Origin of the sequence: Imperialibacter sp. (genome assembly GCF_040222385.1) — a bacterium.
GTDB lineage: Bacteria > Bacteroidota > Bacteroidia > Cytophagales > Cyclobacteriaceae > Imperialibacter.
In genome coordinates this window covers 56,216-71,310 of record NZ_JAVKDF010000056.1, presented here as the reverse complement: position 1 = coordinate 71,310, position 15,095 = coordinate 56,216, and the positions used below count along the sequence as shown (strand labels likewise).

13 protein-coding genes are annotated in these 15,095 nt (G+C 44.9%); 2 read left to right on the top strand and 11 right to left on the bottom strand.

From position 1 onward, the window contains the following. Nucleotides 1-10 precede the first annotated feature (10 nt). The 4 genes from RIG68_RS26010 to RIG68_RS25995 all read right to left on the bottom strand — a co-directional run bounded on the left by RIG68_RS26010 (nt 11) and on the right by RIG68_RS25995 (nt 4,828). Entirely contained in the window at nt 11-487 is a 477-nt protein-coding gene (locus RIG68_RS26010; protein WP_350129407.1) for a hypothetical protein, read from the bottom strand. A gap of 429 nt (nt 488-916) precedes the next feature. Next, nucleotides 917-1,351, bottom strand: a complete 435-nt coding sequence (locus RIG68_RS26005) for a response regulator (RefSeq protein WP_350129404.1) — start codon at nt 1,349-1,351, stop codon at nt 917-919. Further along, nucleotides 1,341-4,223, bottom strand: a complete 2,883-nt coding sequence (locus RIG68_RS26000) for a PAS domain-containing hybrid sensor histidine kinase/response regulator (protein WP_350129401.1) — start codon at nt 4,221-4,223, stop codon at nt 1,341-1,343. The genes RIG68_RS26005 and RIG68_RS26000 overlap by 11 nt, the downstream gene beginning before the upstream one ends. Before the next feature lie 38 nt (nt 4,224-4,261). Further along, nucleotides 4,262-4,828, bottom strand: a complete 567-nt coding sequence (locus RIG68_RS25995) for a helix-turn-helix domain-containing protein (RefSeq protein WP_350129398.1) — start codon at nt 4,826-4,828, stop codon at nt 4,262-4,264. Between the two features lie 285 nt (nt 4,829-5,113). Here RIG68_RS25995 and RIG68_RS25990 point away from each other — a divergent pair, with 285 nt between their 5' ends. Continuing rightward, a complete protein-coding gene (locus RIG68_RS25990) occupies nt 5,114-5,308 on the top strand; it encodes a hypothetical protein (RefSeq protein ID WP_350129396.1) in 195 nt (64 codons plus the stop codon). Between the two features lie 324 nt (nt 5,309-5,632). Here the strand turns inward: RIG68_RS25990 and RIG68_RS25985 are convergent, their stop codons facing one another. Together RIG68_RS25985 and RIG68_RS25980 are read right to left on the bottom strand one after the other, a co-directional pair. Further along, nucleotides 5,633-6,052, bottom strand: a complete 420-nt coding sequence (locus RIG68_RS25985) for an HU family DNA-binding protein (protein WP_350129393.1) — start codon at nt 6,050-6,052, stop codon at nt 5,633-5,635. Nucleotides 6,053-6,417: 365 nt separating this feature from the next. Continuing rightward, nucleotides 6,418-6,600, bottom strand: a complete 183-nt coding sequence (locus tag RIG68_RS25980; protein ID WP_350129390.1) for a hypothetical protein — start codon at nt 6,598-6,600, stop codon at nt 6,418-6,420. Between the two features lie 163 nt (nt 6,601-6,763). Here RIG68_RS25980 and RIG68_RS25975 point away from each other — a divergent pair, with 163 nt between their 5' ends. Then, nucleotides 6,764-6,952: a hypothetical protein gene (locus RIG68_RS25975; protein WP_350129387.1), complete on the top strand. Its 189-nt coding sequence runs from the start codon at nt 6,764-6,766 to the stop codon at nt 6,950-6,952. A gap of 5 nt (nt 6,953-6,957) precedes the next feature. Here RIG68_RS25975 and RIG68_RS25970 read toward each other — a convergent pair whose 3' ends face one another. The 5 genes from RIG68_RS25970 to RIG68_RS25950 all read right to left on the bottom strand — a co-directional run bounded on the left by RIG68_RS25970 (nt 6,958) and on the right by RIG68_RS25950 (nt 14,818). Then, nucleotides 6,958-8,577, bottom strand: coding sequence for a type I restriction-modification system subunit M (locus RIG68_RS25970; RefSeq protein ID WP_350129384.1), 1,620 nt, complete (start codon nt 8,575-8,577; stop codon nt 6,958-6,960). Between the two features lie 100 nt (nt 8,578-8,677). After that, the gene (tnpA, locus tag RIG68_RS25965; RefSeq protein ID WP_350129381.1) at nt 8,678-9,139 is read right to left on the bottom strand and encodes an IS200/IS605 family transposase; all 462 of its coding nucleotides are present in this window, start codon (nt 9,137-9,139) and stop codon (nt 8,678-8,680) included. A gap of 290 nt (nt 9,140-9,429) precedes the next feature. Continuing rightward, a complete protein-coding gene (locus RIG68_RS25960) occupies nt 9,430-10,605 on the bottom strand; it encodes an AAA family ATPase (RefSeq protein WP_350129378.1) in 1,176 nt (391 codons plus the stop codon). Between the two features lie 3 nt (nt 10,606-10,608). Then, nucleotides 10,609-11,823, bottom strand: a complete 1,215-nt coding sequence (locus RIG68_RS25955; protein WP_350129375.1) for a restriction endonuclease subunit S — start codon at nt 11,821-11,823, stop codon at nt 10,609-10,611. Next, a complete protein-coding gene (locus tag RIG68_RS25950) occupies nt 11,816-14,818 on the bottom strand; it encodes a type I restriction endonuclease subunit R (protein ID WP_350129372.1) in 3,003 nt (1,000 codons plus the stop codon). The genes RIG68_RS25955 and RIG68_RS25950 overlap by 8 nt, the downstream gene beginning before the upstream one ends. Nucleotides 14,819-15,095 lie beyond the last annotated feature (277 nt).

Below are 15,095 nucleotides of genomic sequence, written 5' to 3'. Positions count from 1 at the left end.
TATGTATTCTTTAGTTCTTTTCAATGCTTTTGCTCAGCTTATCCAACTCGGCTTCAATGGTTGTGATAGAGGTAATGATGTCGTCATAAGACGCACTCCAATCCTGTTCCTGATTCTTGACGGCCTCAATTTTTTTGTCGAGCACTGTCTTCTCTTTTTGGAAGGCGGCAATGGCAATCTGTATACCTTGGGCTGCTTCTTTGTTTTCTGATTTTTTGGAAGTGACAGTAAGCTCATGGATTCGCTTTTCCACCTGAGTGCTTCTTTTAGTCAGCAGGTCTACCGCCTCTTCCATGTGGTCTTTATAGTATTCTTTCTTACTTATCATGGCATCATCAGTAGCTTCTGCCGCCTTTTCGATTGCCTTATTCGCTTTTCCAAGGTCTTTCTCCACGTCGGCCTTGGTGGTGGGCCTGTCGCAGCCTTGGAACAGCAAAAGCACGAATAAAAACGAGATAATGCGTGATGTACTTAAATATCGCTTCATGGTCCTGGTGTTAGTAAAAATGAGACTGTCCATGATGTGCCACAATGGCCCATTGGACGTTGATTATTTTCGGAGGTGAATACCCTATAAGTAGTATGTAAAATTGACCTTTCCCTGGTTGATTAGTATTACACAATAAGACCGCAGAGTTGCATATATCACATATGGCCTGGGTTGGTGGGTGTGGACTGGTGGTGCAGGGTAGTTGCGCCGAAAAGCTATTGGTTTGTCGTGTGAGGCATCGTCCCTAAAGAAATCAGACAAAAGCAGGAAAAAAATATGAAAAAACACTGGCAAGTTCCTTGCGAGAAGGTTCGCCAGGTCAGCTTCGACAATTGCCCAGGGCCTGGTAAATTCTGAAGCACCGACTCAAAAATTTTAACTATCTGGCGCCGTTGTTACTGATCTGTCGGAAGAAATTGCAAACGTCTACATCCTTTCCATGTACCAGCTCAATTGCTTCTCTACCTTTTTGAGTTGTATGATACTGGTGATGATCTTCTGCATGCGTATAAAAGCCGTTTCGCTTTTTACCACGTAGTCAAATGCCTTGTGGTGCATGCAGGTTACTGCCACCTCAATTTTGTCCTGCGACGATAACATGAGTACGGGAATATCAGGACTTGATGCCTTGATCTTATCCAGCGTCTTCACGCCGTTCATGGCATCTTTATCAATTCCATCGAGGTGATAATCTAAAACAATTACATCTGGGGCATGTGTCAGGTTCTCGAGGCAGCGTTCGCCCGTCGCATAGGTTTCTACGATGAAGCCGCCTGCATTCAGGAACTCAATTTCGAGTGACTTCAGGAACACAGCATCGTCGTCCACGAGAAAAACTTTAATGTTCTTTTCAGTTTTCATGTATTGATATCTTCATCCTATTATACTCCTGTTTTAATTCCTTACAAGCCTGTGTGCACACGTTCCCCAGCTGCAACACAAGTGCTGATATTTCCTCTGACTGCCGTTGAGTACTAGCGAAGTCTTGCAACACCCTGGCCTTCTTTTCGAAATCCGTGTGAATGCCCATAATGGAAAAAGATGGAATCATTTTATGCACAGCAGCATACAAAGTAGGCCAGTCTTTGTCCTGAAAGCTTTTTTTCATCGCAATAATTAATGGTGGGGTTTGTTCCAGGTAAAGTGATATCATTTCCATCATCAATTTTGGGTTAGATTTTGTGCGCTGGTTCAAAAACGTGAGATCTATACAGCTAACGACCTTTCCTGGCATGACCTCCACCAAAACGTCTTCCTTAGCTGTCATCAGTGAAGGCTTCTTTACCAGCGACACAATTTTGCTATACAACAACCTTTCGTCGACAGGTTTTGAGATATAGTCATTCATTCCGACTATTTCACACTTTTCTAAGTCTACCGTGGTCACATCGGCAGTCAGGGCGATAATGGGAATTTGTAAATTCATCGTGTTGCGAATGTATTCTGTCGCTTCAAAGCCATTCATTTCAGGCATTTGTAAATCCATCAGAATAATATCGTACGTTTTAGCTTCGAGCTTTTCAATAGCAATTCGTCCGTTTTCAGCAATGTCTCTTTCGAAACCAAAATCATCCAGCAATGTTTTCATCAGCAATTGGTTGAGTGCGATGTCTTCCACTACCAGTACTTTGATGTTCTTGATTTCTTTGTCGGGCTCTACAAAGATCGTATCGGCCATAGCTTCCTCATTTGTTTTCCCGAAGCCGAGGATGAAACTAAAGGTAGTCCCCTCACCCACTTTGCTCTTCACCTGAATACTCCCTCCCTGAGGCTCCACCAATTGCTTGACAATGGCCAGCCCAAGCCCCGTGCCGCCATACAACCTGGAGGTGCCGCTGGAGGCTTGTTGAAAATTGTCGAATATTCGATCCAGCTTGTCGTCGGATATGCCAATGCCAGTGTCTGAAATGGAGAATTCAATATTGACCCTTCCTTCGTCTTCGCTGGCAAGCATTCGAACGCTTACAGTTATTTTTCCTCTTGATGTAAACTTGACTGCATTGCTCACCAGGTTTAGAATAATCTGGTGCAAACGGACAGGGTCGCCAATCAGCACGTCAGGAATGCGGTCGTCATATTCCTTGACAAGCAACAGGTTCTTTTCCTGAATTTTTGTTTCAAACAGGTGCAGCATCGCTGACAGTGAGGAGGCCATTTTGAAGGGTATTTCTTCAAAAACCATTTTACCGGCATCTACCTTGGCTAAATCGAGGATGTCGTTGATGAGTACGATCAGGGAGTCGCCACTCATCTTAATGGCCGTCAAGTATTCTTTCTGCTTCGCCGACAAGTCCGTTTTCAATACCACTTTTGTAAACCCGATGATGGCGTTCATTGGGGTACGAATCTCGTGGCTCATATTGGACAGAAACTGCTGCTTGGCTTTCACGGCACTTTCTGCAATCTGGGCGGCACTTTCGGCTTTCTCTTTGGCTTCCTCAGCAATGGCAGTGGCCAGCTCGGCAGCCACTTTTGCCTCGATGAGTTCTTTTTCAATCCTTTTTTGCTCGGTAATGTCTCTGGCTACTACTACGGCCCCAAGCACGTCACCTTTTTCATTTTTATAAACCGACCCGTTAAATAATACTGCTGTCAGTTCATGATCTACTATTGTAAGGGGATAGTCGGCCACAAACCCCTTGGTGAATACTTCCTCATAGATTTCACGGGCTTTTACGGGGTCAGTAAAATAGATGCCAAAATCGGAACCGACAAGCTTTTCACGTGTTGACGCTGTAATGCTCGCAAACGCTTCATTCATATCAGTAATTTTGCCTCCGGTGCTGATTGTCACCAATGGATCACGGCTTGCTTCTATCAGGCTTCGGGCATAGTTGGCCAGCCTCAATTCAGTAGCTCGCTTTTCCTTCTCGTCGTTTTGGAAGGCCAGTTCCTTGTTGGCAATTTCTAACTCAGCGGCCCGCTTTTCCTTCTCATCATTTTGAAAAGCAAGCTCTTTGTTTGCAATTGTGAACTCGGCAGCTCTTTTCTCCTTCAGATTACTTTGAACAACGAGCTCCTGGTTGGCGACGGCAAGCTCCGACGCACGCTTTTCCTTCTCATTATTTTGGAAGGCTAGTTCCTTGTTGGCAATGCCCAACTCAGCGGCTCGTTTTTCCTTCTCATTATTTTGAAAGACAAGCTCTTCATTGGCGACGGCAAGCTCCGACGCACGCTTTTCCTTCTCATTATTTTGGAAGGCCAGCTCCTTGTTGGCAATTCCCAGCTCTGCCGCTCGTTTTTCCTTTTCTTCGTTTTGGAAAACAAGCTCCTCGTTGGCAATGACCAGCTCCGCAGCCCTTTTCTCCTTCTCTTCGTTTTGAAATGCCAACTCCTTGTTGGCGAGCCTGAGTTCTATAGCCCATGTCTGTTCGGTCACATCACGGGCAGCAGCGAAGACGCCTAGTACGTTGCCTTTGCTGTCTTTGTAGACAGATGCGTTGTAAAGCACGTCGGTCAAACGTCCATCTTTGTGCATGATGGTCAACGGATAGCCCGAAACGAAGCCTTTTTCAAAAACCTGCATATATCCCTCCTGCGCTTTCTGAGGCGAGGTGAAATGGGTGGAAAAGTCAGTATCCATCAGCTCTACCCGTGAGAGGCCAGTTACCTTTATGAGCGCTTCATTCATGTCTGTGATTTTGCCCTCGGCACTAATTGTGACCAGGGGATCCAGGCTGGCCTCCAGCAAACTCCTTGCATACTGCGATTTCTGAGATTTTGTTCTAGTCATCGCTGATTTATTTCTACCTGTGTCAAAGTTCCAATATCTTAATTGCCAACTGCCTCAATCGGGCTCCGTCTTTTGTCTTTCAACTGCTTAAAATGAGAAGGCGACAGGCCTGTCACTTTCTTGAACTGATTGGATAAATGCGCAACACTGCTGTAACTCATTTTCCAGGCAATTTCAGTGATGTTCAGCTCGTCGTAAATGATCAGCTCTTTTATCCGCTCCACTTTGTGAATGATGATAAACTGCTGGATGGTGATGCCCTTCACTTCTGAAAAAATATTGGAGAGGTAGGTGTAGTCGTAGTCTAGTTTCTCGCTGATATAGTCCGAGTAGTTCACCTTCGGCATGTCGTCGGTGGCGTGAATCATTTCGGTGATGATGTTTTTTATTTTTTCGATCAGGATGGCCTTCTTATCTTCCATCAGCTCCAACCCGATGCTAAGCAGCCCGGCTTTGAGTTCACCCAGCTGATCGCCGGTTAATTCCTCCATGATATCCACTTCTCCAAGGTCAACCACAATAAAATGCAACCCCATTTCCCTCAGCACCTCCTTTACTGCCATTTTGCAGCGGATGCTCACCATGTACTTGATGTAGAGTTTCAAATGCTCACATTATTTAGAACGGATACGAACGAAGGTGAGGAGTTTCATCTCCATAAAGCTTACATACTAGGGGGGGAATGTTACATAAATCACTGATTCGCTTAGCGGCCTGGCGGCGATGTGTGAAATATGCAAACTCCTCCGGGACATATATAACACCTGGCGCTCATCAGCTGTCCATCTTTGCAGGTACCGGCATTTAGGAGTGCGGCGAGCGATAGCCATACATTTCAGAATACTACCTCTCTGCATTTCCTCGTGCTTCACCCATTAAAAAGACAAAACATGAACCTTAAAAGAATATTTGGCGCAGTACTTACCGTGCTGGGCATAGGCAGTCTTATTTATGCGGCTGCTCTGTTTGTCAACAACATGGGTGGTGCCAACAATGTGAAGGTACTTCTTGTGTGGGGAGGGCTTGGCCTGCTCTTTTTCGTATCGGGTATTAGTCTGGTGCGGACCACGAAGGACGAAGCGTAAGGCTCCGGCGTTTTCTTAAGGTAGGGAGATACGTACAGAAGTTGTCACAACATTTCGATACGAACCCGTCCATACGCCCATATATTTCTATTCGAATATCGTCATTTCTTACCGTACTATCATTATACATCTTTTCTGGTTGCGCTCATCTGGCAGTCTTCAAAGTTTCCGGAATTCAGTATGCCTCTGAGCCCAAAAGAGTAGTGGACACACAGCCACCAAGCCTCACTTGACCTGCCGGCTACCTGAAAAAGCCAGGGCACAAAAAAATCCCGCAGCAAGCTGCGGGATTCTAGGTTAGGAACCGAGTCCAGAGGTGACGTATCATGCGGCCTCCTCGTCAAAGTCCTGCTCCTGGCCAGCCACCTTGTTATACCGGATGGTCATGAGCTCATCTTTCATCTCCAGGCTTGGTAAAAACGACACCTTGCTACCGATGATGCTGTAGTTGCCTACTTCCTTTGGCGATTCGTGGCCCTTGCTCTTCAGGTTCACTTTGAAGCGACCCAGCTGCCCCAGGTTTACATTGCGACCATTGCGCAGAAACTTGGGCACCAGCTCAAGGAAGTTTTCGATCACTGCAAAGGCATCGGCCGTGGTCACAGTGCTTCTGGAGGAAATCTCCTTCACAATGTCCCGGAGCGAGGCTTCCCGCTCTCTCACGATCCCTGCGTAGTACTTGTACTGCCCGCCGCCTGCCACTCCCGGCTCGGCCTTGCGGATTGTCTTATAAAGAATTGACATAATTGAAAATAGTTAAAATGTGAATAAATGATTGAAGACGTACTGATGACCGAAAAACCAACTGGCTAAAACTTGTGTGGCGCCTTCAACGAAGCTTTGTGAGAGGGATTGTTCAGCTCATTTCGTACGGTAAATTTTATTTCAATATTGATGCCAAAAACGCTACTCATCACACTAAAATCATAAAAAGGTTAATATTATTTTTCCCATTGTATTTTTCTTCATGAGACACCTAAAAAGTGCTCTTCTGGCCAAACAAAATCACCTCCTCTCCCGTTTAATGAACTCGTTGATTAATGCATAAATACTTATTTCAATCGATTGTTTTTCTCTATCTGTTTGAATTTCCCCCGACTATTCTTTGCTCACTCCCCTCCTGCCATTGCATCGCAACTCTCCATCATACAATTTGTACTATTCAATGGAGGTGAAAGCATCCAGCACACATCGACTACCGGGTTAAACCGCCTGAGCAACGCAAGCTTTTCAGGCACGACAACAGGCCCCTTTTCAGTGGAAGCTTCAATGGCCTCTTGTTGAAGCTTCAATGAGCACTCGTTGAAGCTTCAGTGAACCCTGGTGGAAGCTTCAATGGAACCCGGTTGAAGCTTCCACCGGAAACGGCACAAGCCTATACCTCCAACAAAACAAGCTAGCACAGTAAACGATGGAAGCTTCAACGGAAGACGGTGCAGGCTTCCGTGAGAATTGATGCAAACCTCAGTAGCAGTTGGCGGAAGCTTCGGCCGGGCCTGGTTGAAACCTTTCGGGAAAAAGAAGTGTTTGGCGGCCTACTCCAGCAGCGGCGTGAACAGCCGGGAAATTAGCAAGGCAGCCGAAAAGCAAAAAATGCTGCTAACGAATGACTCGAAGGAGGTGTTTGAGGTTTTGGGGTTTTGAGGGGCTCAAATAGTCTTCAACCCCAGCTCTTTCAAAAACTCATTATGTTTGTCTGTATTGATTTTTATGCTTTCATTGATGGCAGTCAGTTTTGCATTGACCTCCTTCAGGTCAATTACCTCTTCATCGATGGACGTGCTCACATACCGTGAAATGTTCAGGTTGTAGCCGTTCTTTTCGATTTCATCCATGGAAACCTTACGAGAGTAGCGATCTGTTTCCCGTCTGTACTTGTAGGTATCTGTTATGGACGCAATGTTTTCTTCACTCAGGGTATTTTGCCTTTTGCCCTTTTCATAGTGCTCGCTGGCATTGATGAACAGCACATCATCTTCCTTTTTGCACCTTTTTAATACGAGAATGCAAACCGGTATGCCTGTGGAGTAGAACAAATTGGAAGGCAGGCCTATCACCGTGTCAATATGATTGTCTTTTAAGAGTTTGGTGCGAATGCGTTCTTCAGCACCGCCACGGAACAAAACCCCGTGAGGCAGGATGATGGCCATAGTACCTTCTTTGCCAAGGAAATGAAAACCGTGCAACAGGAAAGCAAAATCGGCGGCTGATTTGGGTGCCAATCCATAGCTCTTAAACCGGAAATCCTCTGCCAGGGTATCGTTGGGCTCCCACCGCAAGCTGAACGGGGGATTAGCCACAATGGCATCAAATTCGATCTTTTTGGATGGATTCATCTCATTTAACTCATCCCACTGGTTGAGCAAGGTGTCTCCGTGGTATATCTCAAACTCGGTGTCTTTCATGCCGTGCAACAGCATATTCATGCGAGCCAGGTTGTAGGTGGTAATGTTCTTTTCCTGTCCGTAGATCTTGCCAATTGTACCTTTTCCTTCAGTTTTTTCCTTTAATTGAGTGCGAACATTTAGCAACAGTGAACCTGAACCACAAGCAAAATCAAGTACTTTATTCAATTTTAGTTTTGGGCCTGCTGTTGGATCTTGACTATCGAGTATTACAATTTCTGAAAGGATGCTAGAGATTTGCTGAGGCGTATAAAACTCGCCTGCTTTTTTGCCTGAGCCAGCGGCAAACTGACCGATCAAATACTCATAGGCATCTCCCAGTGTATCCGAGTCGGTAGAAAAATCGGCAATCCCTTCCGATATTTTCTGGATGATGGCACAAAGCTTCTTGTTCCTTTCGGCAGAAGTCCTGCCCAGCTTTTCAGAGTTCAGGTTGATTTCAGAAAACAAACCTTGAAAGGAGCCCTCAAATGATTTTTCTTCAATATACCTTAGGCCAGCCGCCAGCGTCACAAGCAGATCGTCGTTTTGCGTACGAGCCAGATCTGAAACACTACTCCACAGGTAATGAGGCTCTATAACATAGTGCACCTTTCTGCGCATTTGCTTTTCGAACTCGGGCACGTCGGCCTCGTTGCCTGCGTACCAAACGCCCAATGGCGTCCGTTTATCGTCCTCAGTTAATTTGGGATAATCGGAACCCAGTTCCTTTTTGGCAGCCTCCTCGTAGTTGCTGGATAAATACCGCAGGAAGAGGAAGGAAAGCATATAATCACGGAAATCGTCTGCATTCATGGCTCCACGAAGCTGGTCGGCTATGTTCCAAAGGGTTTTACCCAGCTGCTGTTGTTCTTTTTGTGTCATCTCCTTTCAGGTAAGTGGGTTTTCAGGGGCGTAGCCCTGTTGTCTTCGTAGCAAAATGCACACACGTAGGGGTTTAGGGGCGCTAGCCCTGACATCTTTCCTAGTCGTACCATTCGAACAAATATTTTGGATCATAGTCAACATCAAATTTTTCAAGCAGCAACAAATATTCATCTTTGAACGATTGTTTTTTGTGGTGCTCCGGTTGGTTCAAAATGTATTTCACCACGTTGTCGATATGTGATTTGGAGTAGGTAAAAGCACCATATCCATCTTGCCATAAGAATTTACCGGGAATATACCTTTTTTCATTCAGCCATTTAGACGAGCCAGACTTGACTTGCTCCATTAGCTTTGAAGGTGAAATCGTTGGATGCATGCCGACAAATATATGTGTGTGGTCGGGATTGCAATAGATGGCATAGGTTTTACATTTTTGGTTCGTTACTATGCCGCACATTACCTTTTCTAATTCATCTCTGAACTGCTCTTTGATGAGGTTTTGCCGTCCCTTTACCGAAAAAACGAATTGTATGTATAGCTGCGTGTATGTGTTTGCCATATTACGATGTCAGGGCTAACGCCCCTGTTTTTTCTTGTGTGTTATCTATTTACGACGATGCCAGGGCTAACGCCCCTGTGACTCTTTTACATTGTACGTTATTTATCTACGACGATGCCAGGGCTAACGCCCCTGTGAATCTTTTATATTGTACGTTATTTGTCTACGACGATAGCAGGGCTAACGCCCCTGCGTCTCGCAACAAGTCCAACTCGACATTTGCGTTTCAAACTCTGGGCCTTTGGCTATATTCCAGAGGGCTTTGCTTGTCTGCTGTTGTTCTTTTTGTGTCATGCCAATGGTTGAATGTCTTCTTCAACAAAAAGAAGATCATTGAATTTATAATTATTGAGATAGTTGTCGAAGATACTCTTAAAGTATTCTTTGTTTTCCTCCACCATTTCGACCGGTTCAAAAAGGGAATAGGCTCCGTGGCTCATAATGTTAACAATTCTCGAATGCAGGGTTCTGTCCTCGTCATCTCCGTCGATGTCTATGCAATCTGAAAACTTAGAATACCCGTGAAAGTTGGCAGCCTTCTCCAAGATGGTCCTTAATACATTGAAATGGTAGGTGAACAATTTGTCCTCGTCAATTGCCTTTCTCAGTTCTTTTATCAAAGCAACATGATACACAAAAGGTGAATCGGTAGTGGTTTTCAAATTATAACCGTCTTTTGTCTTTTTGATAAAGAACTTCTTAGCGTTGCCAAATTCATTGCACAGTACATTGAAGAATAAGGCATGATGGGTTGATATGACCGCTTTGATCTCACTTCCTTCAGTTTTGATAATACTTGCAAGGTGATGTGCTACGGAAATAGCGTTATGGTCATCCAGCGAAGAAATTGGATCATCTACATAGACATATCTTACCCAATTATAGGTCTCCTGCTTGTCGATTGCCAATTGAACGATGGCCAGGAAGAAGCACCAGATAAACAGACGCTCTTCACCACGTGACACCTTGATGTTTTGATAAGTAACAGTTTGTTCTTGTATCCGCTCTTCCCTTGTAAACATTACGTGCCAATTGGTGTAGTCAATAAAAAAGTCAAAATCGGCGTACCTTCTTAGGAGCGGGCGAATCCTGTTTTCCATCTCCAATTCGGGAAGTCCCCCGAAGAATGTGGAGTATTGATTGATCTTTAAAACTCTGGCAATGTCATTGTCCAGATCATTGTCCCAATAGAATAGGTCTTCCGTAAAGGCATTAAAATACAAGGTGTCCCTGGTTGTTTCAGAGGTCTCAAGTACTTCACCATCTTCTGAATGAACCAAATCACCATCTTCATAAAGGATAGTATGGGTTACTGTTTCCTTTCCTGCCTCTTTAAAGGCCATCGACAACCGGGTTTTGCCAGTTCCATTGTAAGCAAAAAGTAACTGAACCTTTTTATTCTGCGCTCGAAGATGAGTGACAAAGTTTTCCAGATTAGGAAATGAGTAACTTTCTATTTCAGGCATATTCTATCCATTCATTTTTGGAAACAACCCCTGCACCAAGCCTTTTTTATGCTGCTGCAGCTGCTCTATTTTCTCGGCTTGGGCGTTGATCAAAGCATCTAAGGAAGAAAGGCAGGAGGCTATTTTTTGTTGCTCAATGATATTCTCGGGGAAACTAAGTTCAACCTTTTCCAAATTGCTCACTGATAGGCCAGGTTGTGCCTGCCCAGTTGCATACTGGTTTAGATTTAAAAGCACTAAAACATAAAAAAGCCATACTGTATCAACACCATCATTATGTTTTACAACCACAGCGTGCTCGGTCGCATGGAATGTTCCATCGGCTAGAGTTACATTTCCACAAAGAGCACCTTGACGTCCTATTAAGGAATATTTTCCGTAGTGTGTGAAAGAACTGGTATAGCCACGCAACCCATTTCCACCATAGCACGGAAATAGGCCATCCAAAAATCTTTCATTGATTTCAGAAGCGCTAACAAATTTACCAGCTTGCATTTCACAAATCTCCCCCAACGTCTTTTCCACCCACTCCCCATCATTCTCAAACTCCGGAAAGCGATACTTAGGTACAGTTTCCCCTTCTTGCGGGAAAAGGTTTTTCATCAGACATTTTTTGTGGTCTTTGAGGGCTTGGAGTTTATCGGTATGGGCAGCTTTCAGCTCATCTAGGGAAGAAAGGCAGGCGGCTATGCGTTGTTGTTCTGTTAGTGAAGGGTGTGGAAATGGTGCGGAGAATAAATCTGTACTATTCACTTGAAGTGCTCCATTAGCTCTTGCCCCTACAGCGATGAATTTTCTTAGCCAATTACCGTGTAGATTGTTAGCAAAAGGATATTTAGCAAAAGTTGGATAAACTAGCTTTTCATCAAATCGGAAGCAGGTAAATATGCTATTAGGAACAGCCCCCGTCTGTTCATCTTCAAACATTGCTATTTCGCCTTCTGCATAAAGTTTTGTGGAACTTTTATTGTAAGCAAAATCGCCCTTATGGATTACATAGTAATTTTTATATGAATCTCCTGCTATCTCCCTTCCGAATTTTTCAATTTGCGAAACAAGTCCAATTCCTGAAGTAATACTCATGAGCTTAAATTTGCGCCCTTTCGTCTTCTCAATAATTTCTTGGCTTAAGTTACCAAGTGGCTCAATTTTCCACTCCCCCTCCTTCACAAACTCAGGGAACCGCAATTGGGGCACTAATTTTTGCTCCTTACTCATAAGCTGCTAATCCTGATATTTCCCGCCCCTGGGCTAGTTTTTTCAATTGGGGCACTAAGTCTTTCATCAATGCCAATTCTTTCACCCTGCGTTCTTTCCAGCTTAGTTCCAATGGCGCCAACAGGTCGGTGAGCTTTTCACCGTCGAAAATCATCCTGCTCATAATGGTGTCTACAAAGGCCTTGAGGTTGGCTGTTTGCAATCCGTGGTGGTGGGCTATATCGGCCAGCTCTTTTTCGTTTTTTTCTACTTTAAAGTTTTCATACCCCTGCCGTAGGGTTTTCTCGTCCTGCCCGGTTTCCCAGTCGAGTCCGTTAATATATTCTGTCAAATCTTCCTGTTCTTCCATCAGGGTAGACGTGGAGCTTAGCAGGGCAATCACCTGCGCCTTGCTCATTTTTTGTCTGGTGGGTTTCTTTTGCGTGTTGTCGGCAATCAACCCCATAATATAATCATAGTCAATCAGCGCCGACGCAAACAGCACAAACTCAAAGTCGAGCTGCTGAATACCCGGAGGTGCTTCATCGCCTTCTTTCTGCTGGATTTCCCGTAGCTGTTTGGATGTTTCAATATAAGAGCTTTTGAACTCCTGCAGGGTTTCTTTTGGCAAAATGGCTTCAATAGTGGCCTTTTGCTCGTCGTCCAGGTCCGTGTACTGATCCAGCTGGGTCTTGAGCCTCTGTACCTCCTTAAAGTTCTTCACAAAAGCGATACGGGCCGCATCACCTTTCAGGTTATACACCTGCGGAGGCTCGGCCAGCAAATTTTGCTGTTGCATAAATACGCCCAGCTTCGCCACTGCTTCCTCGTACTGCTCTATCACTTTGGGAGCAGGGTCTACCATCCATATTTCCCTGGCTCGTCCGCTGTCTTCTCCGGAGAAGAGTGTAATGGCCGTATTGACGGCTTCCTGCTGAGAGCGGAAATCGAGGATATTGCCGTAGGGTTTGGTGTCGTTCAGCACCCTGTTGGTGCGGGAAAATGCCTGTATCAGTCCGTGGAATTTCAGTTTCTTGTCTACATACAGTGTATTGAGGTATTTAGAGTCGAATCCCGTCAGCAGCATGTCTACCACAATGGTAATGTCAATTTTGTTTTTGTGCGGATAGTCCTGGTTATTGTACTTCTGGTCTTTTATACGGCGTTGTAGATCCTGGTAATACAAATCGAATTCACCTATGGTATGATTACTGCCGTACTGCTTGTTGTAGTCGGCAATAATTTCCAGCAGCGCTTTCTTCTTCTCTTCTGGGTTTTGCTTGTTGTCTTCTTTCTCCTGAGCCAGGTCGTCCTGCAACTGTTTGATGTCTGCTGCATTTTTTTGGCTTTGCTGATCTCCTTCTTTGGCTATCAACTGCGCCGGCGGAGAAAACACGCAGGCAATATTCAGCGGCACATAACTGTCGTCGTCTACTTTCTTCTTGTTTTGGCTCGCTTTGAACAGATGATAATATTCAATGGCATTGTTGATAGAGGCGGTAGCCAGGATCGTATTGAAACGCCTTGAATTGGTAGCGGCATCGTGTTTGTCGAGTATGGCATCTACCACTGCCTGCTGTGCAATAGCTTCTCCCGGCTTGGCATGATGGCTGCCTTTGCCTTTGAAATAGTCGATATGAAAACGCAGCACATTTTTATCCTCTATGGCATGCGTGATGGTATATGCATGCAGCTGCTTTTCAAAAATAGATTTGGTGGTTTTGTACGAGGCTTCCTTGCCTTCAATGACGCTGTAGTTGGCGTTGTCATCAAAAATGGGGGTACCCGTGAAGCCAAAGAGCTGTGCATGTGGGAAAAACTCTTTGATCGCCTTGTGGTTATCGCCAAACTGCGACCGGTGGCACTCGTCGAAGATGAACACTACCCGTTTTTTGCTCAAAGGCTCCAGGCGCTCTTTGTAGTTTTTCTTATTGGTTCCGTCCAGTGCCAGACCTAACTTCTGAATGGTGGTCACGATCACCTTATCAGCATAGTCGGTCGATAGTAATCGTCGAACCAGGGTTTCTGTGTTAGTATTTTCTTCCACACTGCCTTCCTGAAATTTATTGAACTCCTCCCGGGTTTGCCGGTCAAGGTCTTTGCGGTCGACCACAAAAAGGCACTTTTCAATATCGGGATTGGTTTTCAGCAACGTGGATGCTTTGAAAGAAGTCAATGTTTTGCCACTGCCGGTGGTGTGCCAGATATAGCCATTGCCCCGGTTTTGATGGATGCAATCCACAATGGCTTTTACCGCATAAATCTGATAAGGACGCATCACGAGCAGTTTCTGCTCGCTCTCCACCAGCACCATGTACTTGCTGATCATTTCGCCCAGGGTGCACTTGGTTAGGAATTTTTCAGTGAACGATTCCAGGTGAGTGATCTTCTTGTTGCTTTCGTCCGCCAGCTGGTAAATGGGCAAAAACTGCTCGTCTGCGTTGAAAGCAAAGTGCTGGCTTTTGTTGTTGGCAAAATAGTAGGTGTTGGCCCGGTTGCTCACGATAAACAACTGCATGAAACACAGGAGCGAATTGCCATAGCCGTTTCCGGGTTCGGTCTTATAGTCCACAACTTGCTGCATGGCCTTTCGTGGCGAAATGTCCAGCTTCTTCAATTCGATCTGGACAACGGGCAAGCCATTGATCAGCAAAATAATGTCATACCGCTGGAAGCTGTTTTCTGTGTTGATTCGTAGCTGGCTGATCACCTCGTAATCATTTTTGCACCAGTCTTTGATGTTGACCAACGTATAATGAAGGGGCGTGCCGTCTTCCCTTTGGAAATATTGCTGCTCACGCAAAAATTTAGAGGCGGCAAACACATCGGGCTCGGTAATTTCTTCCCGCAAGCGTAAAAATTCACTATCGGTTAACCTAACACGATTCAGCGCTTCAAATTTAGCCTTAAAGTTCTGCTCAAGCGTCTTTCTATCGACGATATCAGGCCGATAGATATATTTCAGCTCTGTGAGCTGTTTGATGAGACTTTCTTCTATTTGATTTTCCTTACTCATTCATCTACTTACAATAAATCTTTAGGATCTACTTCAACGATCTTTGGCATCCCAAAGAACACCTCCAATTGTGGTCATTGTATGATTTCCATATAACTACTTGCCAAGTTGTAACTCTTTCCCAGTTTCCCGACCAACCAAGTTAGAATTTATATTTTTTCTAATCAGGTTTCAATGCAAAAAGCATGTAAATATTCCGACGTGAGGAGATTTTTCAATCTGTACTGCGTGAACTGTTATGGAAGCGGCGGTGTATCGGCAGCCTTGCTCGTGAACC

Excerpts from the sequence above, each read along its gene's own strand:
- RIG68_RS25985 (WP_350129393.1), bottom strand. The coding sequence starts at position 6,052 with ATGTCAATTCTTTATAAGACAATCCGCAAGGCCGAGCCGGGAGTGGCA.
- RIG68_RS25950 (WP_350129372.1), bottom strand. The coding sequence starts at position 14,818 with ATGAGTAAGGAAAATCAAATAGAAGAAAGTCTCATCAAACAGCTCACA.
- RIG68_RS25990 (WP_350129396.1), top strand. The coding sequence starts at position 5,114 with ATGAACCTTAAAAGAATATTTGGCGCAGTACTTACCGTGCTGGGCATA.
- RIG68_RS26000 (WP_350129401.1), bottom strand. The coding sequence starts at position 4,223 with ATGACTAGAACAAAATCTCAGAAATCGCAGTATGCAAGGAGTTTGCTG.
- RIG68_RS26005 (WP_350129404.1), bottom strand. The coding sequence starts at position 1,351 with ATGAAAACTGAAAAGAACATTAAAGTTTTTCTCGTGGACGACGATGCT.
- RIG68_RS25960 (WP_350129378.1), bottom strand. The coding sequence starts at position 10,605 with ATGCCTGAAATAGAAAGTTACTCATTTCCTAATCTGGAAAACTTTGTC.
- RIG68_RS25975 (WP_350129387.1), top strand. The coding sequence starts at position 6,764 with ATGCAAACCTCAGTAGCAGTTGGCGGAAGCTTCGGCCGGGCCTGGTTG.
- RIG68_RS26010 (WP_350129407.1), bottom strand. The coding sequence starts at position 487 with ATGAAGCGATATTTAAGTACATCACGCATTATCTCGTTTTTATTCGTG.
- RIG68_RS25970 (WP_350129384.1), bottom strand. The coding sequence starts at position 8,577 with ATGACACAAAAAGAACAACAGCAGCTGGGTAAAACCCTTTGGAACATA.
- RIG68_RS25955 (WP_350129375.1), bottom strand. The coding sequence starts at position 11,823 with ATGAGTAAGGAGCAAAAATTAGTGCCCCAATTGCGGTTCCCTGAGTTT.
- tnpA (WP_350129381.1), bottom strand. The coding sequence starts at position 9,139 with ATGGCAAACACATACACGCAGCTATACATACAATTCGTTTTTTCGGTA.